The sequence below is a fragment of the Pandoraea iniqua genome (assembly GCF_902459685.1).
Classification (GTDB): Bacteria; Pseudomonadota; Gammaproteobacteria; order Burkholderiales; family Burkholderiaceae; genus Pandoraea; species Pandoraea iniqua.
Genome location: NZ_CABPSF010000008.1, coordinates 106,161 through 131,063 on the forward strand (window position 1 = coordinate 106,161; position 24,903 = coordinate 131,063).

At 64.5% G+C, this 24,903-nt stretch carries 21 protein-coding genes and 1 pseudogene; 10 read left to right on the forward strand and 12 right to left on the reverse strand.

Annotation, left to right across the window (positions count from 1 at the left end):
• Positions 1-20: 20 nt before the first annotated feature.
• The 5 genes from PIN31009_RS22935 to PIN31009_RS22955 all read left to right on the forward strand — a co-directional run bounded on the left by PIN31009_RS22935 (position 21) and on the right by PIN31009_RS22955 (position 6,107).
• A complete protein-coding gene (locus tag PIN31009_RS22935; protein WP_150791672.1) occupies positions 21-974 on the forward strand; it encodes an AraC family transcriptional regulator in 954 nt (317 codons plus the stop codon).
• A 199-nt stretch (positions 975-1,173) separates the two neighbouring features.
• Positions 1,174-1,617: a (2Fe-2S)-binding protein gene (locus PIN31009_RS22940; protein WP_058376124.1), complete on the forward strand. Its 444-nt coding sequence runs from the start codon at positions 1,174-1,176 to the stop codon at positions 1,615-1,617.
• A gap of 34 nt (positions 1,618-1,651) precedes the next feature.
• Positions 1,652-3,928: a xanthine dehydrogenase family protein molybdopterin-binding subunit gene (locus tag PIN31009_RS22945; RefSeq protein ID WP_425495511.1), complete on the forward strand. Its 2,277-nt coding sequence runs from the start codon at positions 1,652-1,654 to the stop codon at positions 3,926-3,928.
• Positions 3,928-5,001 carry an XdhC family protein gene (locus PIN31009_RS22950; RefSeq protein WP_150791674.1) on the forward strand — a complete coding sequence of 358 codons (1,074 nt, stop codon included), beginning with the start codon at positions 3,928-3,930 and terminating at the stop codon, positions 4,999-5,001. The genes PIN31009_RS22945 and PIN31009_RS22950 overlap by 1 nt, the downstream gene beginning before the upstream one ends.
• Positions 5,002-5,051: 50 nt before the next feature.
• A complete protein-coding gene (locus PIN31009_RS22955) occupies positions 5,052-6,107 on the forward strand; it encodes a porin (RefSeq protein ID WP_150791675.1) in 1,056 nt (351 codons plus the stop codon).
• Positions 6,108-6,550: 443 nt separating this feature from the next.
• Here PIN31009_RS22955 and purH read toward each other — a convergent pair whose 3' ends face one another.
• The 7 genes from purH to PIN31009_RS22990 all read right to left on the reverse strand — a co-directional run bounded on the left by purH (position 6,551) and on the right by PIN31009_RS22990 (position 14,292).
• Positions 6,551-8,116, reverse strand: coding sequence for a bifunctional phosphoribosylaminoimidazolecarboxamide formyltransferase/IMP cyclohydrolase (gene purH, locus PIN31009_RS22960; protein ID WP_150686205.1), 1,566 nt, complete (start codon positions 8,114-8,116; stop codon positions 6,551-6,553).
• Positions 8,117-8,281: 165 nt separating this feature from the next.
• Positions 8,282-8,515: a Fis family transcriptional regulator gene (locus PIN31009_RS22965; RefSeq protein ID WP_058376120.1), complete on the reverse strand. Its 234-nt coding sequence runs from the start codon at positions 8,513-8,515 to the stop codon at positions 8,282-8,284.
• A complete protein-coding gene (dusB, locus tag PIN31009_RS22970) occupies positions 8,512-9,540 on the reverse strand; it encodes a tRNA dihydrouridine synthase DusB (RefSeq protein WP_425495508.1) in 1,029 nt (342 codons plus the stop codon). Before dusB ends, PIN31009_RS22965 begins: the two co-directional genes overlap by 4 nt.
• A gap of 76 nt (positions 9,541-9,616) precedes the next feature.
• The gene (locus PIN31009_RS22975; RefSeq protein ID WP_425495509.1) at positions 9,617-10,975 is read right to left on the reverse strand and encodes a UbiH/UbiF/VisC/COQ6 family ubiquinone biosynthesis hydroxylase; all 1,359 of its coding nucleotides are present in this window, start codon (positions 10,973-10,975) and stop codon (positions 9,617-9,619) included.
• Between the two features lie 33 nt (positions 10,976-11,008).
• On the reverse strand, positions 11,009-12,340 hold the full coding sequence (locus PIN31009_RS22980) for an aminopeptidase P N-terminal domain-containing protein (RefSeq protein ID WP_150686207.1): 1,332 nt from the start codon (positions 12,338-12,340) through the stop codon (positions 11,009-11,011).
• A gap of 103 nt (positions 12,341-12,443) precedes the next feature.
• Positions 12,444-13,193: an N-acetylmuramate alpha-1-phosphate uridylyltransferase MurU gene (murU, locus tag PIN31009_RS22985; protein WP_246185817.1), complete on the reverse strand. Its 750-nt coding sequence runs from the start codon at positions 13,191-13,193 to the stop codon at positions 12,444-12,446.
• Positions 13,194-13,203: 10 nt separating this feature from the next.
• Positions 13,204-14,292, reverse strand: a complete 1,089-nt coding sequence (locus PIN31009_RS22990; protein ID WP_150686208.1) for an aminoglycoside phosphotransferase family protein — start codon at positions 14,290-14,292, stop codon at positions 13,204-13,206.
• Between the two features lie 109 nt (positions 14,293-14,401).
• Here PIN31009_RS22990 and PIN31009_RS22995 point away from each other — a divergent pair, with 109 nt between their 5' ends.
• From PIN31009_RS22995 to rsmA, 4 genes and pseudogenes are all read left to right on the forward strand, one after another.
• On the forward strand, positions 14,402-16,816 hold the full coding sequence (locus PIN31009_RS22995; RefSeq protein WP_174997351.1) for an LPS-assembly protein LptD: 2,415 nt from the start codon (positions 14,402-14,404) through the stop codon (positions 16,814-16,816).
• Positions 16,809-18,176, forward strand: a complete 1,368-nt coding sequence (locus PIN31009_RS23000; RefSeq protein WP_150686210.1) for a peptidylprolyl isomerase — start codon at positions 16,809-16,811, stop codon at positions 18,174-18,176. Before PIN31009_RS22995 ends, PIN31009_RS23000 begins: the two co-directional genes overlap by 8 nt.
• A gap of 42 nt (positions 18,177-18,218) precedes the next feature.
• Positions 18,219-19,211: pseudogene (gene pdxA, locus PIN31009_RS23005) on the forward strand (4-hydroxythreonine-4-phosphate dehydrogenase PdxA); the annotation flags it as partial.
• 166 nt (positions 19,212-19,377) lie between these two features.
• Positions 19,378-20,211 carry a 16S rRNA (adenine(1518)-N(6)/adenine(1519)-N(6))-dimethyltransferase RsmA gene (gene rsmA / locus PIN31009_RS23010; RefSeq protein ID WP_150791678.1) on the forward strand — a complete coding sequence of 278 codons (834 nt, stop codon included), beginning with the start codon at positions 19,378-19,380 and terminating at the stop codon, positions 20,209-20,211.
• Here the strand turns inward: rsmA and PIN31009_RS23015 are convergent.
• Entirely contained in the window at positions 20,186-21,076 is an 891-nt protein-coding gene (locus PIN31009_RS23015; protein ID WP_150791679.1) for a DMT family transporter, read from the reverse strand. The two genes, rsmA and PIN31009_RS23015, sit on opposite strands and share 26 nt — an antisense overlap.
• A 283-nt stretch (positions 21,077-21,359) precedes the next feature.
• On the opposite strand from PIN31009_RS23015, the gene PIN31009_RS23020 reads away from it, so the two are divergent.
• A complete protein-coding gene (locus PIN31009_RS23020; RefSeq protein ID WP_150791680.1) occupies positions 21,360-21,827 on the forward strand; it encodes a rubredoxin in 468 nt (155 codons plus the stop codon).
• A gap of 58 nt (positions 21,828-21,885) precedes the next feature.
• Here PIN31009_RS23020 and gloA read toward each other — a convergent pair whose 3' ends face one another.
• The 4 genes from gloA to gmhB form a co-directional block, all read right to left on the reverse strand.
• Positions 21,886-22,287: a lactoylglutathione lyase gene (gloA, locus tag PIN31009_RS23025; protein WP_150686214.1), complete on the reverse strand. Its 402-nt coding sequence runs from the start codon at positions 22,285-22,287 to the stop codon at positions 21,886-21,888.
• Positions 22,288-22,386: 99 nt separating this feature from the next.
• Positions 22,387-23,331 (reverse strand): M48 family metallopeptidase, encoded by a 945-nt coding sequence (locus PIN31009_RS23030; protein WP_150791754.1) that lies wholly within the window; start codon positions 23,329-23,331, stop codon positions 22,387-22,389.
• Positions 23,332-23,432: 101 nt separating this feature from the next.
• Positions 23,433-24,197 carry a lysophospholipid acyltransferase family protein gene (locus tag PIN31009_RS23035; protein ID WP_150686215.1) on the reverse strand — a complete coding sequence of 255 codons (765 nt, stop codon included), beginning with the start codon at positions 24,195-24,197 and terminating at the stop codon, positions 23,433-23,435.
• A 91-nt stretch (positions 24,198-24,288) separates the two neighbouring features.
• Positions 24,289-24,891, reverse strand: coding sequence for a D-glycero-beta-D-manno-heptose 1,7-bisphosphate 7-phosphatase (gene gmhB / locus PIN31009_RS23040; RefSeq protein WP_150791681.1), 603 nt, complete (start codon positions 24,889-24,891; stop codon positions 24,289-24,291).
• Positions 24,892-24,903: the final 12 nt, after the last annotated feature.

A 24,903-nucleotide genomic window follows, 5' to 3' on the forward strand; every position in this document is an offset into this window, starting at 1 on the left:
TACGTGCGAGGACCCATGCCATGGATCCGTCGAGTGACGTTCTGAGTGACGTTCTGAGTGATGTGCGGGCGGATGCCGTGGTCACCGGGCGCTTTACGTTCGGTGCGCCGTGGTCACTACGAAAGCCTGCACTGGACGGTGTGCCGTTTCGCACGGCACTGGGGGCGCCGTTCTATCTCGTGGTGGCCGGCATGCCGCCGGTGCGTGTCGAGCCGGGCGATTGCGTGCTGCTGCCGCATGGGCACGAGCATGTGATGTGTTCGTCGCTGGACGAGACGCCGGTGGTCTTCGAGCAAATGATGTCGGCGCAGGGCATCGCACCGCGGCTGGATACCCCGTTGGCGTTTCGGGCCGGGGGCACGGGCGCGGTGAGCGAGTTGTACACCGGGGTGGTGATGTTTCGGGAGCGCGTGAGAAACCCGTTGCTGGCGTCGCTGCCGCCGGTGATTCACATCCGTGCGGGCGACCCCGCCGTGCCCGCGCTACTGACCACGACACTCGCCGGGTTCATCGAGGAGTCGATGCAACGCGGCGCGGGGTGGCGCGTGGCGGTGGCGCGCCTCGCCGACGTGTTGTTCGTGCAGATCTTGCGGGCGTATCTGGCGTCGAGCGGCGGGACGAGTACGCACTGGCTGCGTGGCATGACCGACCCGCAGATGGGCCGGGTGATTGCGTCGATGCACGAGGCGCCGTCGCGAGCGTGGACGGTGGAACAGTTGGCGGGCATCGCGGGCATGTCGCGGTCACGGTTCTGTCTGCGGTTCAGGGAGTTAGTGGGCGAGTCACCGATGTCGTATCTGACCGCACACCGGATGTACATGGCGGCAGAGCGATTGGCGGGTGCCGGGGCGAGAGTGGCCGACGTGGCCGACGCGGTGGGCTACGCCTCGGAGAAAGCCTTCACGAGAGCCTTCCGGCGGTGTTACGGACTCCCGCCCCGCGAGTATCTGCGCAGTTGTGAGCTGGGCCACTAAAAACAAAAAGCGGGCGGCGCGTCAGCGACCGGCCGCACGGGCAGAGGCACAGGGGTTTTCCCGTCTCTGGACGAACGGCGACCTTTTCGGGTCGGCCGGCCGTTGTTCGGCATTTTTCTCGTTGTGAGAATTCAATCGCCATCGGAAGGCGCGCGCCAACGCGTGTCGATGCCGGTGGCGAGACACAACGGGAGAGTCCATGGAATTCCAGCTCAACGGGCGGCCGTTCGTTTTCGAGGGTGAAGACGACACGCCGTTACTGTGGGTCATCCGCGATGCCGCGGGACTGACCGGCACCAAATACGGATGCGGAATCGGCGCGTGCGGCGCCTGCACCGTGCATCTCGAAGGCGTCGCCACGCGCACTTGCGTGCTGCCGGTGTCGGCCGTGGCGGGCAAGCGCATCACGACGATCGAGGCGCTGTCGCCCACGCGCTCGCATCCGATCCAACAGGCGTGGATTGCCAAAGACGTACCGCAATGCGGCTACTGCCAGTCGGGCATGGTGATGGCGGCGGCGGCGTTGCTCGACAAGCATCCGCACCCGACCGACGCGCAGATCGACGAGGCCATGACCAATCTGTGCCGTTGCGCGACGTATCACCGCATTCGGGAGGCCATCCATGCCGCTGCTAAACGCTGATCGCACTGCGCAAGGTGAGCGCACCGTGCCGAAGGTGAACGATATCGCCGAGGGCACGACGGCAGTGGCATTGCCCTCACGCCGCCAATGGCTCAAGGGCGTGACGCTCGCCACCGGCAGCCTGCTGATTCCGATTTCCGCGTCGTGGGTGGCGAGCCCCGAAGCCCGTGCGGCGAGCAGTGAGCCGGGCAATCCGCCGGGCGCTCACCTCATCGAAATCAACGACTGGATTCGCATCGACGCCGACGGGACGACGGTGCTCGGCCTGTCGCAATGCGAGGTCGGGCAGGGGGTGTACACCGGCCTGCCGCAAGTACTTGCCGACGAGCTCGATGCCGATTGGCGGCGCGTGCGGGTGGAATTCGTCACGGCGCGCGACGCGTACCGTACGGCGGCGGCCAACGAGGCATTGCAGCAGTTCGTGGGCGCGTCGATGAGCGTGACGCTCTTCTACGAGCGCCTGCGCATTGCCGGCGCACAGGCGCGAGAGGCACTCGTGAGCGTGGCCGCGCAACGCCTCGGCGTGCGCACTACCAACTGCGTGACACGCGAAGGCCGCGTGATCCATCCACAGTCGGGCCGCTCGCTGGGCTACGGCGAATTGGCCGCCGACGCGGCGAAGCTGCCGCTCAATCCGCATCCGCACCTGAAGACGGCGACCGCTCACGCACTGATCGGCAAGCCGATGCAACGTCTCGATTCGCCGCCGAAAGTCGACGGCTCCGCTGTCTTCGGCATCGACGTCAAGGTGCCCGGCATGCTCATCGGTGCAGTGCGCATGGCGCCGACCACCGGCGGCGCGCCGCTCGCGGTCAAGAATCGCGACGACATCAAGGCGCGCAAAGGCGTGCATGACGTCGTGATCGCCAAGGACGCGATCATCGTCGTCGCCGACGACTACTGGCGTGCCAAGAAAGCCTGCGACGCCCTCGACGTCGAATGGAAAGCGGGCGCGGCGGCCGACAGCGCCACCATTCTTGCCGAGCGTCGCGCGGCACTCATCCACGGCAAACCCGGCATCGCCACGGACATCGGCGATGCGCCGGGAATCATCGCGGCGGGCGGCAAGGTCGTTACCGGCGAGTACCACACGCCTTACATCGTGCACGCCACGATGGAGCCGGTGAACGCGACCGTGCACGTGCGCAAGGACCTTGGCGAGATCGAAGTCTGGGGCCCGATTCAAGGGCAGGACAAAGTGCGCTGGGCGCTCGGTGGCATCTTCAAACTGCCGCCCGAGAAAGTGACCGTGCACACCACCTTCCTCGGTGGCAGCTTCGGGCGCAAATACGTCCCCGACTTTGTCATCCATGCGGCGGTGGCGTCCGCTGCCGTGGGGCGTCCCGTCAAAGTGATTCGTTCTCGCGAAGACGATACGCGGCACGGTTTCTATCGGCCCTGCGCGTCCGGCCGCTTTCAGGCTGTCTTGGGTGACGACGGCTTACCGCGTGCGATGCAGCTTCGCGTGGCAGGCCAGTCGCTTTACAACGTCATCAAGAAGGAAAACTACGAGAAGGCGGGCTACGACGAGACCATGCTCGACGGGCTATACGACCTCGTCTACGCCGTGCCGAACTTGCGCGTCGAAGGGGTCGACGTGCCGCAGCCGAACATTCCGGTGAGCTTCATGCGCTCGGTCGGCTCGACGTCCAGCGTGTTTTTCCTCGAGAGCTTCATCGACGAAATGGCCGAAGCGGCCGCCATCGATCCCATCGTCTATCGCAAGCGCCTGTTCAAACACGATGCGCTCGCGAGTGCCGTCATCGACACAGCGGTCAAGGCGGCCGGCTGGCAGGTTCCGGCCAAACCCGGTGTGCATCGCGGTTTCGGATACTGCACCTACACCGGCCGGGCTGCGGCGTTCTCCACTTACGTTGCGGTCGCGCTCGAGATGCGCGTCGTGAATGATCGCTTCAAGATTGAGCGCGTGGTGTGTGCCGTCGACTGCGGCCGCGCGATCAATCCGAATCTGATTCGCGCCAACATCGAAGGCGGCATCGGCTTCGCGTTGACCAACACGTTCAAGAGCCAGATCACGTTTGCGAACGGCGGCGTCGAGCAAAGCAACTTCGGCGACTACCCGCTGCTGTATCTCGTCGAGATGCCGAAGATCGAGACCGTGATCGTGCCGAGCGACCGGCCGCCGCAGGGCTGCGGGGAAGTCTCGCTGCCGCCGATGGCCCCCGCAGTGGCCCAAGCGATCCGGCGTGCTACGGGCGTGCGGCCACGCTCGATGCCGCTGCCGCAGACCGTTGCCGAGGCGCGTGCGCTGGCGGGCGACGCTGCGCCCGGCGCAAAGGGACACGCGTAATGGATGTCCTCGATGCCGAGGTGCTCGACGCCGTGGCGCGCTGGCAGGCGCAGGGCGACGACGTGCTGCTCGCGACCGTGGCCCGCACGTGGGGATCGGCACCCCGCCAGGTCGGCGCGATGATGGCGCTCGGTGCACGTGGCCGGGTCGCCGGTTCCGTGTCGGGCGGTTGCATCGAGGACGATCTGCTTGCCAAAGTGGCCGATGGTTTTCACCCCGGTTTGCGCCCGCACGTGCAGACGTACGGTCTCACCGCCGATGAAGCGCATCGGTTCGGCTTGCCGTGTGGCGGCACCTTGGAACTGATCATTGAAGCCGTCACCGAGCGCAGCGCCCTTGATGCGATGCGCGCGGCGATCAACGCGGGCGAGCTTGGCACGCGCGAGCTCGATCTGCGGACCGGCGAGGCACGCGTACGTCATGTCAGACAGCCCGCCGCATTCGCTTACACGCCCGCACGCCTCACCGTGCCGTTCGGGCCTCGCTGGCGCATCATCGTCATCGGCGACGGGCAGCTCACGCGTCATCTCACGGCTATGGCGGTGCCGCTGGGTTATCAGATCGTGATTTGCGATCCGCGCGACATTCACGATATTCACGATCGTGGCGAGGGCGAACCCCATGCGCAGACACCCCACGTCACGCGTGTGAGCGAAATGCCCGACGACCTCATCGTGCGTCTGCGTCCCGACGGCAACACCGCCATCGTGGCGCTCACTCACGACCCGAAGCTCGACGATATGGCGTTGCTCGAAGCGCTCAAATCCGATGCCTTCTATGTCGGGGCCATCGGTTCACACCGCAATCAGTCGTTGCGTCGTGAGCGCCTCGCCATGTTCGATCTGACGCCCGCGCAGATCGACCGGCTGTACGGACCGGTCGGCCTTCACCTCGGCGCAAGAACCCCCCCGGAGATTGCGCTGGCGATCCTTGCAGAGATCACCGCTCTGCGCAACGGCACGCTCGGCGACACCACGCGCCGTGTGATGCCTTCCTGTGCTGCTGAATCACCTCCCCCCTCGGCAATCGCTCATCGCGTTCTCACAAGGAACGAGCGCATGCCGGTCTTGTAGTGCCTGACGGACGAGTCGTTTGGAATCCAACATAAAAATCAGGGAATGTCATGAAACACAAGGTCTGGATGGCAATGGCGCTTACCGTCGCGGCGGGCTGCGCCAAGGCGGAGGGTTTGCAGATTTACGGCATTCTGGACAACAGTCTGGAATACCTCACTAATGCAGGCGCTGGCGCGAACGGCGGCAAGTCGTCGCTCTTTCGCGTGAGCAATGGCTCGCAGGCACCTAACCGGTTCGGCTTCAAAGGATCGGAAGATCTGGGCGGCGGCCTCAAGGCCATCATGCAGCTCGAAGCGGGCATCAACCTCGACTCCGGGCAGTTGCAACAAGGCGGGCGAATGTTTGGCCGGCAGGCTTGGGTGGGGCTTCAGAACGAATGGGGCGCACTGACCATCGGCCGCCAGAAGAACCTGATCTACGACGCGTTCCTCGAACTCGATCCGCTGTCGTATTACAGCTACTCGCTGCCTGCGATGGATGCGCAGTTTGCGGGCCGCGCCGACAACTCGATCAAGTACGCGGGCAACTTCAACGGCTTCAAAGTCGCCGGCCTTTTTTCGACCGGCTACGACGCGACCATCGTCAACGGTGCGCAGGTGCCGGGCGAGTGGCGTGTGGGCAAGGAGTACAGCGTGTCGGTGGGTTATGCCAACGGCCCGCTCAACGTCTCGCTGGTGTACGACCAGCAAAAGGGCACCTCCGTCGCAACGCAGGGGGCGACTTCGCAACGCGTGGCAGCCGGGGCGAGTTACGCCATCGGCAACGTCAAACCGTATCTCGGGTATCAGTGGTATCTGAGCAATGTACCCGGGGTCGCGGGGCGCAATGCGTTGTACTACGCGGGCCTGCAATATCGCCCGGTGACGGAAGTCATTCTGTCCGGAGCGATTTACTACAACGACATTTCGTCGGCCAATCAGCACCCGTATCTGCTCGCGGCGAATGCGGCGTATCTGCTGTCCAAGCGCACGCAGCTCTTCGCGGAAGTCGGCTTTTCGCGCAACCAGAACAACTCGAATCTCGGCGTGACCGGATATGGGTTGAGCATCGTGCCGGGCAGCAATCAGGTCGGCGTAGCGGTCGGCCTCGCACACTACTTCTGAGGCGGCACCGTCACTGCCTCGTAGCGCACGGCTGATCCGGGGGGACAGCCGTGCGGGAAGTGTCGGACGCGCCCGGTGTCAGGCACAGCACCGGGCGCGCGTCTGACTCGGAGGCGACGCTCACGCGAGTTGTATTAATCACAGTTTCGGCAAGAGGGCGCAACGACGATACTTCATTCACCGGCTCACGCAACTCCGCGCAAAGCCAGAATCAAGGAGAAACACCATGCCCGCACTCATGCTCGCCGCCGAATACGCCTTCCAAGGTCTGATCATGCTCTCGACCGCCGCACCGTTCTTTCAATAAGCGAACGGGGGGAGCAGCACCCGGCTGCAAAACGAAAAAGGCCGCTTCGGAGATCACCCGAAGCGGCCTTTTTTCTTTGCGACTTTCGCGAACCGGGGCACGAGACCCCGAGTCACGAATCGCGAATCACGACAGATCAGTGACGGAAGTGGCGCGTGCCCGTCATCAGCATCGCGACATTGCGTTCGTCGGCAGCGGCGATCACTTCATCGTCGCGCATCGAGCCACCCGGATGGATCACGCAGGTGGCGCCAGCGTCGACCACCACATCCAGACCGTCACGGAACGGGAAGAAGGCATCCGACGCCACGGCCGAACCGTTCAGCGACAGACCCGCGTTTTGCGCCTTGATGCTCGCAATACGCGCCGAGTCCACACGGCTCATCTGGCCCGCGCCCACGCCCAGCGTCATGCCGCCGGCGCAGAACACGATGGCGTTCGACTTCACGTACTTCGCCACGCGCCAAGCGAACAGCAGGTCTTCCATTTCCTTCGGCGTCGGATGACGCTTGGTCACCACACGCAGTTCATGCGGGGCCACGTTCTTCGCGTCCGGCGATTGCACCAGCAGACCGCCACCCACACGCTTGAAGTCGTACTGATTCACGCCGTTGCCCAGCGGCACTTCCAGCAGACGCACGTTCTGCTTGGCCGCGAACACTTGCTTGGCGCCTTCCGTGAACGACGGGGCCAGCAGCACTTCCACGAATTGCTTGGCCACGGCTTGTGCGGCGGTCTCGTCGACTTCGCGGTTGAACGCGATGATGCCGCCGAAGGCCGACGTCGGGTCGGTCTGGAATGCCTTCGCATAGGCGTCGGCCGGCGTTGCCGCCACGGCCACGCCGCACGGGTTGGCGTGCTTGATGATCACGCAGGCCGGAGCGTCGAACGTCTTCACGCATTCCCACGCGGCGTCCGCGTCGGCGATGTTGTTGTACGACAGTTCCTTGCCTTGCAACTGGCGATAGTTCGCGAGCGAGCCTTCCGGCGTGGTGATATCGCGATAGAACGCCGCGCTCTGGTGCGGGTTCTCGCCGTAGCGCATGTCCTGCACCTTCGTGTACGCCAGATTGAGCGTGGCCGGGTAGGCGGCGCGCTCGTTGTGACGCAGCGACTCGCCGAGGCTCGTCAGGTAGTTGGTGATGGCACCGTCGTACTGCGCCGTGTGGGCAAACACCTTCGTCGCGAGACGGAAGTTCGTGGTGTAACCCACGGTGTTGTTGTTGGCCTTCATCTCGTCGAGCACCACGGCGTAATCGGCCGGGTCGACCACGACGGTCACGTCGCGATGGTTCTTCGCAGCCGAGCGCAGCATCGTCGGGCCGCCGATGTCGATGTTCTCGATGGCGTCTTCGAGCGAGCAGTCATCCTTGGCAATCGTCTGCACGAACGGGTACAGGTTCACCACGAGCAGGTCGATCGTCGGGATGCCGTGCTGGTCGAGCGCTGCCATGTGTTCGGGCAGATCGCGTCGCGCCAGAATACCGCCGTGCACCTTGGGGTGCAGAGTCTTCACGCGCCCATCGAGCATTTCCGGAAAGCCGGTGTAGTCGGCCACTTCGGTCACCTTGAGGCCAGCGTCGGCCAGCAGTTTGGCGGTGCCGCCAGTGGAGAGAATCGACACGCCCTGTGCAGCGAGCGACTTGGCGAAGTCGACGATGCCGGTCTTGTCGGAGACGGAGATGAGAGCTTGCTTAATCATGACGGACGGTAGTGAGGCGGCAAATGAAGCGGCAAAAACGGACAAATAGGGCGGGCAGAAACGTTGGGGCTGACCTCAGCCTTGCACGCGCGCGCCCCGGCGGGGCAGAACAGGTAGCGCGCTCGCATCGGTGATATCCGCGCTGCCACCCGTCGCCGCGGGCGACTAGAGCAGGCCGTGCTGCTGCAACTTCTTGCGCAGCGTGTTGCGGTTGATCCCCAGATATTCTGCGGCGAGCGACTGATTTCCATCGGCCTTGCCCAGCACGAATTCGAGCAACGGCTTTTCAACGACGGTGACAACCATATCGTAGACATCGTGTGGTACGGCGCCGTCCAGATCACGGAAATACGAATCCAGACTGTCGCGTACGCATTGTTCTATGTTTGTTTTGCTCATGCGGCTAATAGCTCCCTCGGCGATTCTTGTTCATAGCAGAGACGGTCCGAGTGCGCCTTCTGCTGTTCGAAAAATTCGTTGACCGCAGCCAACTGGTCTTGCGTGCTGTCCAGCGTGTTCATGCGCTGGCGGAATGTGGCCGCCCCCGGCAGCCCGCGCGAATACCACGCAATATGCTTGCGCGCCGTTCGCACCCCGGTGAACTCCCCGTAGAACTCGTAATGGTCTTCGAGGTGTTCGTTCATGATTTGCTGAATCTCGTCGACGCGCGGCGCCAGGGCAATCTCGCCCGTTGTGAGAAACAGCTCGATGTCGCGGAACAGCCACGGCCGGCCTTGTGCGGCGCGGCCGATCATGATGGCGTCCGCCCCCGTGACATCCAGTACGTGTTTGGCTTTCTGTGCCGAGGCGATGTCGCCGTTGGCGACGATCGGGATGCGCGCAGCGGCCTTCACTGCGGCAATCGTTTCGTACTCGGCATCGCCGTGATAGAGATCGGCGCGCGTGCGGCCGTGTACGGTCAGCATGCTGATGCCGCACTCTTCGGCGATACGCGCCACCGTGAGTGCGTTCTTGTGTTCGCGGTCCCAGCCCGTGCGGATCTTCAGCGTGACGGGCACCACATCGCCCACCGCGCCGACCACGGCCGACACGATGCGCGCGACCAGCGGCTCGTTCTGCAACAGGGCCGAGCCTGCGGCGACGTTGCAGACCTTCTTGGCCGGGCAGCCCATGTTGATGTCGATGATCTGGGCGCCGTTCTCGACGTTGTAGCGCGCGGCCTCGGCCATCATGGCCGGGTCGGCACCGGCGATCTGCACGGAAATCGGTGCCACCTCGCCCGCGTGGTTCGCGCGGCGCATGGTCTTCTCGCTTTTCCAGAGCTGGGCGTTCGAAGCCACCATCTCCGAGACGGCATAACCCGCCCCCAGCCGTTTGCACAGCTGGCGGAATGGCCGGTCCGTCACGCCAGCCATGGGCGCGACGAAGAGGTTATTGCGGAGTTCGTGGGGGCCGATACGCACGATGTAGGGAGTCGCCGGGAAAAAACGAGCATTTTACTGCGAAAACCGGTCCCCGTCGCCTAAAAAATGTGCACGATCACCCGCGTTGCCCGAACATCATCTGGCGGGCGAAGGCCGTCTTGAGCGGCGGCACAAGGTCGAGACTGGCGAGCGCCATGCCGCGCAGCACGGCCACAGGCGCGGCATCGATGCCGAAAACGCGCGGCAGCAGGTCGGTAATGCGGATGGTCATGCCACGGTCGGCGCGGCGGCGCCGGGCAAAGGCGGCGAGGGCCGCCGGACCGGGGATGCCAGACGTGCCGATGGTGCCGACGGTGCCGATCGCGTCGGCGGGGGAGGCCGACGGGGCCGGGCTGGACATATCGCGCACGCCGTGCACGTGGCGCACCAGCGTGTCGGCGAGGTCGAACGCGTCGCGCAGGCCGAGGTTGAGGCCTTGGCCAGCCACGGGGTGCAGCGTCTGGGCGGCGTTACCGATAGCGGCCACCCGCCCGTCGACGACCTGTCCCAGTGCGTTCAGGCCCAGCGGGAAGCCCGCCCGGCCGCTGATCGCCGTAAAACGGCCCATGCGGTCGCCGAAGGCGGCGTGCAGTTCAGCGAGAAAGCTGGCGTCGTCCATGTCGCGGCGGCGCTTGGCCTGATCGTGCGAACAACACCACACGAGGGCGTAGCCGTGGTCCTGCGGCAACAGGGCCAGCGGCCCGTCGGACGTGAAGCGCTCCCACGCCCAGCCTGCACGCGGGCGTTCGCATGTGACGAAACCGACGAGCGCCGTCTGCCCGTAATCGCGTGCCCGGGGACGAGAAGTCTGGCCCTCGAACAGCCCGCCTTCGGCATTGACGGCCAGCGTGGCATGCAGCGTCTCGGCATGATCGTCGGCGGTGGTGCCGAGGGTGATCGTGACCTGCTGTGCGTCCTGACGCAGGGCAATCGCTTGATATGGGCGGAAGTGATGCAGCCCCGGGGGAAGTTCGCCCGATGCGAGAGGCGACTGCGGCGAGTGTTCGAACCGCGTGGGCACCTGCGACATGGCGTTATCGAGCGCGCGCATCAAGGCGCCGTAGCGCACCACGTAGCCTAGTGCCGGCACGCCATGCTCGCGAAAATCGATCTCGGTGCTGCCGAAGCGGCGCGCCTGCGAGACGTGAATATGCTGAATCGGCGTGGTGGCGAGGCCCATATTGGCGTTAGCGGATAACGCTTGGGCAGCATGCGCCGGGTGCGGCCACGCCCCGGCACGCGCCAGAATCTCACGGCTGCCGTGCGAGAGCGCCAACGCGCGAGGATCGTCGTAGCCGGCCTGCGGCCCGCGTGCGTCGATGAGTGCCACGCGCATTTGCGGCGCGCGCTGGGCGAGCAACAGCGCCAGCGCCGTGCCGACCGGGCCGGCACCGACGATGGCGACGTCGAAACGGCGCGTGGTCTCAGGAGTCATGTCCGTCGTCATGTCAGAACGCAGGCTGGCGAATCAACCGCGCATGAGCGCTTCGATTTCGTCGGCGTCGACGGGCACGTCGCGGGTGAGCAGCGTGCAGCCGTTCGCGGTGACGACAGCGTCGTCTTCGATGCGGATGCCGATGTTCCAGTAACGCTCGTCGATGTCCGGCGCGGGGCGCACGTAAATGCCCGGCTCGATGGTGGTGACCATGTTCGCCGCGAGCGTGCGCCACGGCCGTTCGCCGTTCGGCCCGTCTTCGCGATATTCGCCGCAGTCATGCACGTCCATGCCGATCCAGTGGCCGGTGCGGTGCATGTAGAAGCGGCTGAACGACTTGTCGGCGATCACGTCGTCGACGCTGCCGGCCGTGTCACGCTTGAGCAGCCCGGTGTCGAGCATGCCCTGCGCAAGCACGCGCACGGCGGCGTTGTGGGGCGCGTCGAAGGCGACCCCGGCACGGGTGGCGTCGATAGCAGCCTGCTGCGAGGCGAGCACGATGTCGTACAGCTCGCGCTGTGCGGGCGTGAAGCGCCCGTTCACCGGGAACGTGCGCGTGATGTCCGAGGCGTAGCCGTCGAGCTCGCAGGCGGCGTCGATCAGGCACAGGTCGCCGTCGCGCAGCTCGGTGTCGCCCGCGCGGTAGTGCAGCACGGTCGCGTTGGCACCCGTCGCCACGATGGAGGTGTACGCCGGGAACTGTGAACCGTGACGGCGGAATTCGTAAAGCAGCTCGGCTTCGAGGTGATACTCGCGCAGGCCCGGACGCGACGTTTTCATCGCGCGCACGTGGCCGTCGGCCGAGATCTTGCCCGCGCGCGCCATGATGTCGATCTCGTGGGCGTCTTTAATCAGGCGCATCTCGTCGAGAATCGCGCGAATGTCATGGGCGGCTGCGGGCGCCGACACGCCGGTGCGGCTCTGCGCACGCACGGTGTTCAGCCAGTGGCGCACCTGACGGTCTTGCTGTGCGGAGGCGCCCAGCGCGTAGAAGAGTGCCGGGGCGTCGGCCATCAACTGCGGCAGGCGCGTGTCGATTTCATCAATCGGGTAGGCGGCGTCGAAGCCGAACGCTTCACGCGCGGCCTCGGGGCCGTAACGGAATCCGTCCCATATCTCGCGCTCTTCGTTTTTCGCGCGGCAGAACAGAATCGACTGACCGTTGCGGCTATCGAGCACCACGACGGCCTCGGGCTCGGTAAAGCCCGAGAGGTAATAGAAATAGCTGTCGTGACGATAGGGATAGTCGCTGTCCCGGTTGCGGGCCGCTTCGGGCGCGGTCGGCACGATGGCGAGACCGCCGCCAGCCTGACGCATTTGCTCGATGGCACGCTCACGGCGGGCACGGTAAGGGGAATCGGTCATCGCGGGCTCCATTATTGTCGTATTGAGGCGATTCTACTGCCGGGGGTTCAGCGCTGCCGAGTGCGCTCGGATGCTTTCGAGTGCTGCCGAGTGTTTCCGGGTGCTATCGGGCGCTAACGATGTCGTTCAGTGCCGCCAACTGTGCGGGCGTGCCGATGTTGTCCCACTCGCCGTCAAAGCGTTCGCCCGTGGCGCGGGCGTCGGCAATCGTGCGGTGGTACAGCGGCGTGAGCGCCATGCGCGTGCCCGGGGCAATGCCGTCGAACAGACGCAGGTCGTACAGTGCGATGCTGCCGAAAGTGAGCGGTACGGCGCCGGGCGGGGCGTTCTCGCGCAGGTGCAGACGATCTGCGGCATCGAGTGCGAAGTCCCCCGCCGGGTGAAACGGCGGGTTCGGCACCATCACCAGATGCATGCCGGGCTGCGCCTGTGCGGCGAGGCGTGCGGCAGGGGCACGCAGCGTGGCGAAATCGAAGTCGGTGAAAAGGTCGCCTGCGATGGCCAGAAACACGTTGCCCGCGCCTTCGAGAGAGGGGCGCGCCTGAACGATGCCGCCCGCCGTCTCGAGGGCTTCCCTCTCGGCCGAATAGGTCAGACGCACGCCGAAGCGGCTGCCGTCGCCGAGCGTGGCTTCGATCTGCTCGCCCAGCCACGCGTGGTTGATGACGATGTCGGTGTAGCCCGCCCGTGCGAGGGCTTCGATCTGCCAGACGATCAGCGGCTTGCCGGCCACCGGCAGCAACGGTTTGGGCGTGGTGTCGGTGAGCGGGCGCATGCGATCGCCGCGCCCGGCGGCGAAGATCATCGCCTTGAGCGGCATCGGCGCAGGGGTTGCGCGCTGGGGACCGGCCATTCCCGGTGCCTCAGAACGTGTAGCCGACGTCGACCTGTTGGTCGGTCAGCGTGTCGAGCAGTCGTGCCAGCGGGCGCAGCGGCGCATAACGCTCGGCCACCTTGCGGGCGTAGTCGATGAAGCGCGGGGTGTCGGCCAGATAACGCGGCTTGCCGTCGCGGTAGTTGATGCGGGCGAAGATGCCGAGCACCTTCAGATGGCGTTGCAGCCCCATCCATTCGGCCTGACGGTAGAACTCGCCGAAGTCGGCGTCCACCGGCAGCCCGGCCTTGCGCGCGCGTTCCCAGTAATAGGCCAGCCAGTCGAGCTGACGTTCTTCGTCCCAGCTGCGGAAGGCGTCGCGCATGAGCGAGATCACGTCGTAGGTGAGCGGGCCGTAGACGGCATCCTGAAAGTCGAGAATGCCCGGGCCGGTCGTGCCCGGCAGGCCCGGCATCAGGTTGCGCGGCATGAAGTCGCGATGCACGAACACCTTGGGCTGCGCGAGCGCATTGTCGATCAGCAACTGATTGATGCGGTCGAGCGTGGCACGCTGGTCGGCCGTGAGTTCGACTTTCAGATGCTTACCGATGTACCAGTCGGGGAAGAGATCGAGCTCACGCTGGAGCAATGCCGTGTCGTAGGCGGGCAGGACGTCGGCCCGCGAGCTTTGCTGCCACACGATCAGCGCATCGAGCGCCGCGCGCATGAGCGGGCGGGCGTTGTCGTCGTCGAGCACGTCGAGGTAGGTCTGGTTGCCCAGATCGGTGAGCAGCAGGAAGCCTTGTGCGAGGTCTTCGGCGAGCACCTTGGGCGCTTGCAGGCCGGCTTCGTCGAGCAATTGCGCGACGTGCACGAAAGGACGGCAATCTTCCTGCGGCGGCGGGGCGTCCATCACGATCAGGCTCGGATGGGCGGGATCATGGCTGCCGATGCGGAAATAGCGCCGGAAGCTCGCGTCTGCCGAGGCGGGCGCCCATTGCGCCATGTCGAGAGAAAACGGCTCGGCCAGCCCTGAGAGCCAGGTGGCAAGCGATTGCAGGCGGGCATCGTCGGTAGCGGCGGCGAGCAGGCTGGAAGCCTTGGAAACACTCACGGGAGCGGAGGGTTGTGCGGTCATGATGGGGGCGGTAAACGTCTTGCCATATAATACCCGATCATGTTTTCCCGACGCCCTGATTCTCGACCTCGATCGACCGTTCCGAATGTCCCGGCAAAGCTGTCCGGACATGGGGAATTGGCTGCCCGCAACCGGCGCCTCGATTGTCATGCTGTTTGCGTACATGCCGGATAAACAAGTCCATACGAATGAAGTTTCGTCGCTGCGCCGCCTGATGCGCACGCGACGCAAGCCACTGGCGCTACTGCTCTCCCTGCCGGGGGTGTGGTGTTCGCTCGCCGGTGCGCAGGAAGCCCCTCCCCCCGATCTTTCGAAGAGCGACGGCCTTGTGCTGCGCACGGTCCCTTCGCTGTCGGAATTCGCACTGGGGGAAGGCGACGACGTGCCGATGTACGTGCGCGGCATGCATCTGACTGGCCGCACCAACGTCGACGCGACCGTCGACGGCGACGCGGAGGCGCGCAAACTGCGCTCCTACGTGAAGGGCGATCGCCTGACCTACGATCAGGACACTGACGAGGTGGTGGCGCACGGCAACGCGCACATGTCGCAGGGCGGCAATAAATTTGTCGGCCCTGAAGCCCATATGTATACCGGTGCAGGCGACGGCTACATGCTCACGCCGACGTATCAACTGGTGACGGGCGGCGGCGGCAAGGGTGAACGCGCGGATGTCGATGCAGGCAACGTGGTCACGTTGCAGCGCGGCACCTATTCCGCGTGCGCCTGTACCGATGACGACAAGACGCCGGCTTGGTACATCAAGGCGTCGTCGTTCGAATTCGATCAGGAACAGCAGGAAGGTACGGCCTATAACGGCATTCTGTTCTTCCAGGGCGTGCCGATTCTGGCGAGTCCGTACATGTCGTTCCCGACGACCACCGAGCGCCGCTCGGGCTTGCTCGCGCCGACCTTTACGCAATCGACCCAGACGGGCTTCGAGTTCTCGCAACCGTATTACTTCAACATCGCACCCAATCGCGATTTGACGATCACGCCGCGCTTCATGACCAAGCGCGGCACGATGCTGATGGGGGACTTCCGGTACCTCGAGAACACGTATTCCGGATTGTTTCACATCGAGTACCTGCCGAAGGACCGGGTGACGGGCGACGCGCGCTATACGTTTACGTGGCAGCACGCGCAGTCGCTGGGCTATGGCGTCAACGCTTACGTCAACTTCACCAAGGTCTCGGACGATACGTATCCTGACGACTTCGGCGCGGGGACCAACTTCCAGACCGGTGTGACGCGTGTGTACAACCGCGAAGCCGGGGTGACGTGGAACTACGGCGACTGGTCGTTCCTTGCGCGAATACTGAAGTATCAGACGCTCGCCCCGAGTGCGCCGCAGTATGAATCGGTGCCTGAGCTGTCGGCGACGTACAACAAGCTGGACTTCGGCGGTTTCGACTTCACGATGCCGATCCGGTACAACCGGTTCCACATCGCGGCCACCACGGGCCAGCCCGATGGCGAGCGGTTGTATGCGCAGCCGACGTTGAGTTACCCGATTCTGACGCCGGGTTACTTCATCATCCCGAAGGTGATGTTCAACGCGGCGTCGTACAACGTCGACTATCCGAACGGGTCGACGATGCAATCGTCGATCACGCGCACGGTCCCGACGGTCAGTCTCGATGCCGGTCTGACGTTCGAGCGTCCGCTCACGTTGTTCGGTACGAGCATGAAGCAGACGTTGGAACCGCGTATCTTCTACGTCTATACGCCGTACCGGAATCAGAGCTCGATTCCGATTTTCGACAGTGCCGTCGCCGACTTCAACCTCGCGGAAATCTTCAGCGAGAATTCGTTCATCGGCGAAGACCGGATTCAGGATGCCAACCGCGTCACGATGGCGCTGACCTCGCGCCTGATCGATGCGCAGAGCGGTGTGGAGCGCGCGCGCGTCTGGTATGCGCAGCGCTACAACATTCAGCAGTCGCTCGTGACGATGCCGGGCGGCACGCCGGAAAACGCCGGGGTGTCCGACTTTCTGGTGGGCGGCTCGGCGCTGCTGTACAGCAACATCACGTTCAGCACGGCGGTGCAGTACAGCCCGAGCACGTCGCAGTTCAACCGGTCGGACGTGGGGATCACGTGGCGTCCGGGTGAGCGCCGCGTCTTCAACGTCTACTACCGTTACCTGCGCAACCCGCCGCCGGTGGTGGGGCAGACCGCGTTGACGGTGACCCCGATCAACCAGATCGAACTTTCGGGGCAGTGGCCGATCACACCCCGATTCGGCGTGGTGGGCCGGATCAACTACAGCATCACGGACAAGTCGTTCATCGATGCCCTGGCGGGTTTCGAGTATGATGCCGACTGCTGGGCTTTCCGGGTGGGCGTGCAGCGCTATGCGACCAATGCCACGACAACGACTTCGCGTATTTTTGCGCAGTTGGAGTTGAAGGGCCTGACCAAGTCCGGTACCAGCGCCACCGAAGCGTTCAAGCAAGGCGTGCCTGGCTACCAGCCGCCGCCGACGAACCAGATTCCTTCTCGATTCAGCAACTATGAATGACATGTTTGTGAAGCGTGCCTCGCTGCTGGCGAGCCTGTGTCTCGCCGCCGGGGTGGCGGTGGCCCAGCCGGCCCCGGTCAGCGCCCGCGCCGCCGGTGCGCCCGCATCGTCCACGCAGTCGGTCGATTCGATCGTGGCCGTGGTCAACGATGCCGTGATCACCCGCAAAGAACTCAACACGCGAATCGAGGAAGCCAAGCACCAGCTGACGCTTGCCAAGCGTCCGGTCCCCGAGGCCGACATGCTCCAGCGTCAGGTGCTCGAACAGATGATCATCACGCAGGTGCAGCTCCAGCGCGCCAAGGACGATGGCATCGTCGTGAAGGACGCCGACGTCGAGCAGGCGCTGCAACGCATCGCCGCCGACAACCGCCTGTCCGTCGATCAGTACAAGGCGCGCCTGTCGCAAGCCGGCGTGCCTTGGGATGCTTTCCGCAAGGAAGTGCGCGAACAGATCATTCTGGCCCGCCTGCGCGATAAGGAAGTCGACAGCCAGATTCAGGTCAGCGAGACCGAAATCAACACGTTCCTCGCCGCCCAGCGTGGGGCATCGGCAACGCCTTCCGAAACCGAATACCGCATCAGCGAGATTCTCGTGAAGGTGCCGGACGGCGCTTCGCCCGATCAGGTCAACGCCGCGCAGAAGAAGGCTAACGACGCGCTCGACAAGGCGAAAGCCGGTGGCGATTTCGCTGCCCTCGCCAAGCAATATTCGGATGCGTCCGACGCGAGTGCCGGTGGCGACATGGGCTTCCGCATTCCTGAACGTATTCCCGATCTGTACCTGAATCAGGTGCAGAAGCTGCAAGCGGGCACGTTGGTGCCGCAGGTGCTGCGCAGCAATAACGGTTTTCACGTCATCAAGCTGGTCGACACCCGCAAGCAGGGCGGCGATCAGGGCATGACCGTGCCGCAGATTCACGCACGCCACATCCTGATTCGGGTGGGCGACGGTGTGTCCGAAGCGCAGGCGCAGAAGAAGCTGCTCGATATCAAGGCGCAGATCGAAGCCGGCAAGGGCGACTTTGCGACGTATGCCCGTCAGGTGTCGGTGGACGGTTCGGCCTCGCAAGGCGGCGACCTCGGCTGGATTTCACCGGGTGAGACCGTGCCGGCGTTCGAGCGTGCCATGTCGGAACTCAAGGACGGCCAGATCAGCGATCCGGTGCGCTCGGAATATGGCTATCACCTGATTCAGGTGCTCGGCCATCGCGAGTCGCAAGTGTCGGGCGATCAGGAACGCAACCTGGCGATGCAGGAACTGCGTGGCCGTAAGGCCGAGCAGCAGTATCGCGACTGGCTGCAACAACTGCGCGACAGCGCTTATGTCGATTACCGTCTGAGCACGGCTGCGCAGTAAGCGCAGCCCGATCCGACGACCCGACACGCCACACCTCCTCGTATGACATCCGCCCGGCCCTTCGTCCTTGCCATCACCACCGGTGAACCGGCAGGTGTGGGGCCGGAGCTGACCGTGCAGGCACTGGTTCAGTGCCTCACACCGTCAGCCCTATCGGCAACCGATCCCCTCGAACATTGTCAGTTTGCCGTGCTCGGCGACGCTGCCCTGCTAACGGCGCGCGCGCAAGCGGTTGGCCTCGGTGATGCATGGCAGGCCTTGCTGTTGCAGGGGCGTGTGCGCGTCGAGCATCATTCGCTCGCCGTGCCGGCCGTGGCCGGGCAACTGAACGCCGCCAACGGGCCCTATGTGCTGGCGCTGCTCGACGCCGCCATCGATGGCGCGGTGGCCGGCACGTTCGATGCGATCGTCACGGCGCCGCTGCAAAAGAGCACGATCAACGACAGCGGCGTGGCCTTTACCGGTCACACTGAATATCTCGCCGAGCGCACGCATACGCCGCGCGTGGTGATGATGCTGGCGGGTGGTGGTCTGCGGGTGGCGCTCGCCACCACGCATCTGCCGCTGGCGCAGGTGCCCGGCGCCATTCGCCGGGACGATCTGCTGGAAACCCTCGTCATCCTGAATCAGGACCTGATGCGCCATTTCGGCGTGACGCGTCCGCGTATTCTCGTGACCGGACTCAATCCGCATGCGGGTGAGTCGGGCTATCTCGGCCGTGAAGAGATCGATGTCATCACGCCCGCGCTCGACGATGCGCATGCGGCAGGCATCGACGCTCGTGGGCCGTACCCGGCCGACACCCTGTTTCAGCCGCGTCATCTGGACGGGGCCGATGCGGTGCTCGCCATGTATCACGATCAGGGCCTGCCGGTGCTCAAATACGCGAGCTTTGGCGCAGGCGTGAACATCACGCTGGGCCTGCCGATCATTCGCACGTCGGTCGATCACGGCACCGCGCTGGATCTTGCGGGCACTGGGCGCGCCGAGAGCGGCAGCCTGCTCGAAGCCCTGCGCACCGCCGCGACCATGGCCGCCAATGCGGCCACCCATGCACAACTGCGCGCTGGCACTGTCGATAAGTCAGACTCGTCAGACTCGTCAGACTCGTCAGGCACCCCCAGCACAGCAGGCACCGCCAGCGATGCGGCCGCCGCGGCCGGCGACACCGACATCCCACCGCGTTCCTGAGGAATTTCACATGAGTAGCGCATCGAAGCGCACGGGCGTCCAACAGGGCCACGTGGCGCGCAAACGTTTTGGCCAGAATTTTCTCGTCGATATGGGTGTGATCGACGACATCGTGAGCGTCATTTCGCCGCGCACCGATGACCTGATGGTCGAAATCGGGCCGGGGCTCGGCGCGTTGACGACGCCTCTCGCCGAGTGGCTCGCGCATCTGCATGTCGTCGAACTCGACCGCGATCTCGTCGCACGCCTGACGCGCAAGTTCGGCGATCGCGTAACCGTGCACGCGGGCGACGCGCTCGACTTCGACTTCGGCTCGCTGGTGCCGGAAGACCGCAGCGACGAGTCGCCGCTGCGCATCGTCGGCAACCTGCCGTACAACATATCGAGCCCGTTGCTCTTTCACCTGATGCGTTTTGCGACGCAAGTGCGCGATCAGCACTTCATGTTGCAGAACGAGGTGGTGGAGCGCATGGTCGCACCGGCCGGGTCGAGCAACTACAGCCGGCTGTCGGTGATGCTGCAATACCGCTACTGGATGGACAAGGTGCTGGATGTGCCGCCGGAGGCGTTCAATCCGCCGCCGAAGGTCGATTCGGCCATCGTGCGGATGATTCCGCGTGCACAGGCCGACTTGCCCGAGGTGGATCTGACGGTGTTCGAAGCCGTGGTCGCGCAGGCGTTCTCGCAGCGTCGCAAGATGCTGCGCAACACGCTGCACAGCTATCGCGACCGCGTCGACTTCGATGCGCTCGGGTTCGATCTGACGCGTCGTGCGGAAGACGTCTCCGTCGACGAATACGTGGCGCTGGCGCGTACGATCAGCGGCGCCGGTTCACAAGGCTGATACCAGCGAACACGAGGGCGACGGCGCCCGCAAAGCGCCAACTCACCGATTCTCCAAGAATCAGCACGCCGAACGTCACCCCGAACAGCGGACTCAGGAACGAGAACGACGCGAGGCGGGCGGCGCTGTAGCGCGTGAGCATCCAGAACCAGATCAGATAGCTCGCAAACGCCACGCCGATGGATTGATAGACGAGGCTGATCCACGTCGTACTCGTCATCTCGCCGATGTGCACGTTGCCGGTGACCAGCGCCAGTGCACACAACAGCACGGCGGAGACGGCCAACTGATAGAGCAGCGTTTTGGCGGGGGCGGCCGTTGCCAGCCGCGATGCCCGCACGACGACTGTCGTCATGCCCCAGAAGACGCCCGCCAGAATGCCGAGCAGGTCACCCGGCCAAGTCGTCGCGAGGCTCGTGCTGCCACCATCCGAGAACGCCACCACGATGCCGCAGAAGGCCAGCGCCATGCCGAGCCATTGCCCGGTACGCAGCCGTTCGCTGGGCACGGTCCAATGCAGGCCGATAGCGGTGAAGCAGGGCGCGGAATACAGAAACACCGCCATGCGTGACGCCGTGGTGTGCGTCAGCCCGACGAAGATGCAGAGAAATTCCAACGAGAACAACACGCCCGCCAGAATACCGGCCGGTAGCGTGCCGTCGCCGGTGACGAGCCGCTGACGCCGCCACAGCATCCACCCGCCCACGAGCAAGGTCGCAATCACCGAGCGCAGACCCGCTTGCAGCACGGCCGGTACAGCGGTCACCGCGAGTTTTACCGCCACCTGCTGGCCGCCCCATATCGCACACAGGCCCACCATGATGGCGAGGGCGGTGGCATCGATCGGGCGAGGGGCTGTGTTCATGAGATGGGTTCGGGAGTGGGAGGGGTGAACAAGCGGGCGACGCGGCACAGCGTTGCCGCAGGTCGTCTGCCCATCCGATTCGCCGCCCATTCTCCATGATCCGCCTCGCGGGCGCATCATTTTGGTGCGCGCCGTAGGGGTAATCATTGTTGCTCTGCGCGGCACAATGTCTCCCCCTCACGAGGGTTTATCGGGGACAGTCGCGCCGCTAGAATACGTCGCTCAGGTGTCATCGCACGTCATCTCCCTCTCATCACCGCAGCATTCCCCCGCAGTCATCCCCATGTACAAGAAAGGCTCCGCTGTCGAACTCCAGTTTTCTCCGTCGCGACTCAACGATGGGGCGGGCGATCCGTTCTGGATCGATCTCACGCGTGACGAAGCGCAGGCGCTGCTGGCGGCGCTGCAAACGCATCTGGCGGGCACTGAGCCGGATGCTGCTGGTACCGATCAGCCGTTGTTGTTCACGCTGCTCGATCCCGCTGTGCCGGGGAACAAGGGCCAAGGCGCCACCACCGGCAGCGAGTCCGACACCGACACCGACAGGGCCAACGACGGCGAAGCGAGTGCTGCCACGGCACCGGAATTCCGGCAGTGGGTCTGCGTGATCTGCGGTTGGATTTACGACGAAGCGACCGGCTATCCCGAAGACGGCATTGCGCCGGGAACGCGGTGGGAAGAGGTGCCGGAAGACTGGCGTTGCCCGCTATGCGACGTGGGCAAGGAAGACTTCGCGATGGTGCAGTTCTGAAGAACGTACGACGGGCGGCGCTGCCCGATCAACAACGGGCAGGCGCCGCCGTTGCTTCTTACAGACCGCCCTTGGCCGAATGCTTCTGGATCAGCTCGATCTTGTAGCCGTCCGGATCTTCGACGAAAGCGATGACCGTGGTGCCGCCCTTGACCGGGCCGGCTTCGCGCGAGACCTTACCGCCAGCGGCGCGGATCGTGTCGCAAGCCTTGTAGGCATCGTCGACTTCGACGGCCAGATGGCCGAACGCCGTGCCCATCTCGTACTTTTCCACGCCCCAGTTGTAGGTCAGCTCGAGCACGGTGTTCTCCGACTCGGGGCCGTAGCCCACGAAAGCCAGCGTGTACTTGTACTCGGGGTTTTCGCTCTGGCGCAGCAGTTGCATGCCGAGCACGCGCGTGTAGAAGTCGATCGAGCGCTGCAAGTCGCCGACGCGCAGCATGGTGTGGAGCATTCGCATGGTGTTTTGACTGTGTGGGGACAAACGAAGCGTCAATTGTACCCGTGCCAGTAAAAATGAGCCGCGTTCATGCAGCGTTGAGCGATTTCAGTGTGACGCTTAAAACTCCGGCAGCCATTCCGGGGCATGCGACTTGAGCGTGTCGCGTGCGGATTCGAACTCTGGGAAGATCGACGCCACCGCCTGCCAGAAGCGCGGCCCGTGATTCATTTCCTTCAAGTGCGCCAGTTCGTGCGCCACCACATAGTCGATCACGCCCAGCGGGAAGTGGATCAGGCGCCAGTTCAGGCGAATGCGGCCATCGGCGCTGCAACTGCCCCAGCGCGTGGTTGCCGACGACAGTCCGAGCGCCGAGTAGCTGACGCCCAGACGCTCGCCATACACATCGAGCCGGGTGGTAAAGAGCTTGCGGGCTTCCTGCTGCAACCAGCCTTGCACCCGGTCGCGCATCTGCTCCGGTGCGGCTTGCGGCGGCAGGTCGAGCCAGAGCGTATGCGTGTGAATGTCGTACTGCTGCGCGCCGGGGCGGCCGCCAAGACGCACGGTCAGCGTGTGGCCGAGATACGGCAGCGTCGCGCCATCGACCCAGTTCACGCGCGGAATCACGCGGCGGGCCGAGCGTTCGCGAAACTCGGCGATCTTGTTGAAGATCCAGCGCTTCTTCTCCACGACGGCGGCTTCGACGTCGGCGATCGTGACCCAGCGCGGCGCGGTCACCGCGAGCCCCGATTCGTCGATGATGAAGCCGATCGTGCGGCGCGACGAGCGCTTGAAGCGGTAGTAGAGCGCGTGCCCGTCGAGCATGATCACGCGCTCGCCGGCGGCCGGCGCACGGCGTGGCTTGGGTGGCTCGGGGGTAACTGGGGTAACTGGGGTAACTGGGGTAACTGGGGTAACGGGGATCGTGGGCGTAGCGGAAAGAGGGGGAATACTGGGGATAGCGGGAATAGCGGGGCCGGTAGGTATAGCGGGTGCAGCCGCTGGTGCATCGGTCGCCACACCATTGGCTTCGGCGGCGGGGCTACCGAACAGGTCGAGTTCCATCTGGGGAACGAGCATCTCATGCCGGGAGCGGCGATCGCGGGTATTGCTGGCGTTGCGGTTCGCGGTTCGGGCTTTCGACATGAGACTGTCTCGTAGTGCGCTCAGGTCCGAGGGGTGGCTTCCGGCGTGGCTTTCGGGGCCGACGTGTAGGCTGCCGGGTCGATACGAATCATCTCACGTTCGATCCATTCGGCCACATCAGCATTCACGGCTTCCGGCGTGCGTCCTTCCGTCTGAATCACCGGGCCGATCGACACGATCACTTCGCCGGGGAATTTCATGAACGAATTGCGCGGCCACATACGCCCGGCATTGTGCGCGATGGGCACCACCGGCGCCCCGGTCGTCGCCGCCAGACGCGCACCACCCGACTTGTACTTGTTACGCGAGCCGGTCTTCGTGCGCGTGCCTTCCGGGAACATGATGATCCACGAGCCTTCGGCCAGACGCTCACGCCCCTGCGCCACCACCGATTGAAACGCGTCGGTGCCCTTGCTGCGGTTGATGTGAATCATGCTCAGCAGGCCGAGCGCCCAGCCGAAAAACGGCACGTAGAGCAATTCGCGCTTGAACACGAAGCACAGCGGGCGCGGCATGAGTGCCGGCAACGCGAGCGTCTCCCACGCCGACTGGTGCTTCGAGAGCACGATGGCGGGCGAATCGGGCAGGTTCTCGCGGCCGATCACGCGGTAGCGGATGCCACACAGTTTGTCGGCCACGATCATCGTCGTGCGGCACCAGCCCACCGCGAACCAATAACGCCGGACGCGGTTGAGGATCGGAAACGTCACGATGCACGCGATCGCATACGGAATCGTAAAGACGATCAGGAAGAGGAAGAAAAGAATCGAACGAAGTCGCTGCATCAGATCTGGGCTTGAATGTGTGGGCCGGGGAGCATCGGGTGTTTCAGGCGCTTGAGCGGGCATGAGCCGGCATGAGCCGGTTCAGACCGCATCAGCCACCCTTGGCGTCCTTGGCATCCTCTTCGGCGAGCATGTCGTTCACGAATGCCTGAAGGCTGTCGTGCACGCGGGTGCCTTCCGGCAAGTTGCCGGCGGCCTGTGTTTTCTTGCCCTTGCCGGTGAGCACCAGATGCGGGTGAGCCCCCACGGCGGCAGCCGCCTGCAAGTCGCGCAACGAATCGCCCACGGCCGGCACGCCGGTCAGGTCGACTTCGTAGCGACGGGCGATTTCCTGAAACAGGCCGGGCTTCGGCTTGCGGCAATCGCAACCCTCGGCCGACGTGTGCGGACAGAAAAACACCGCGTCGATACGGCCGCCCGCAGCAGCAGCCAGCTTCGACATCTTGGCGTGCATGGCGCCCAGCGTCGCCATGTCGAACAGGCCGCGTCCGACCCCGGACTGGTTGGTGGCCACGACCACGCGATAACCGGCCTGATTCAACCGGCCAATCGCTTCGAGGCTGCCGGGCAGCGGCACCCACTCGTCGGTCGACTTGATGAACTGGTCCGAGTCGACGTTGATCACGCCGTCGCGGTCGAGAATCACCAGCTTGCGAGCGGCGGGGCCGGGGGTACGGTCTTTACGCGAGTCCATGTTCGGCATCGG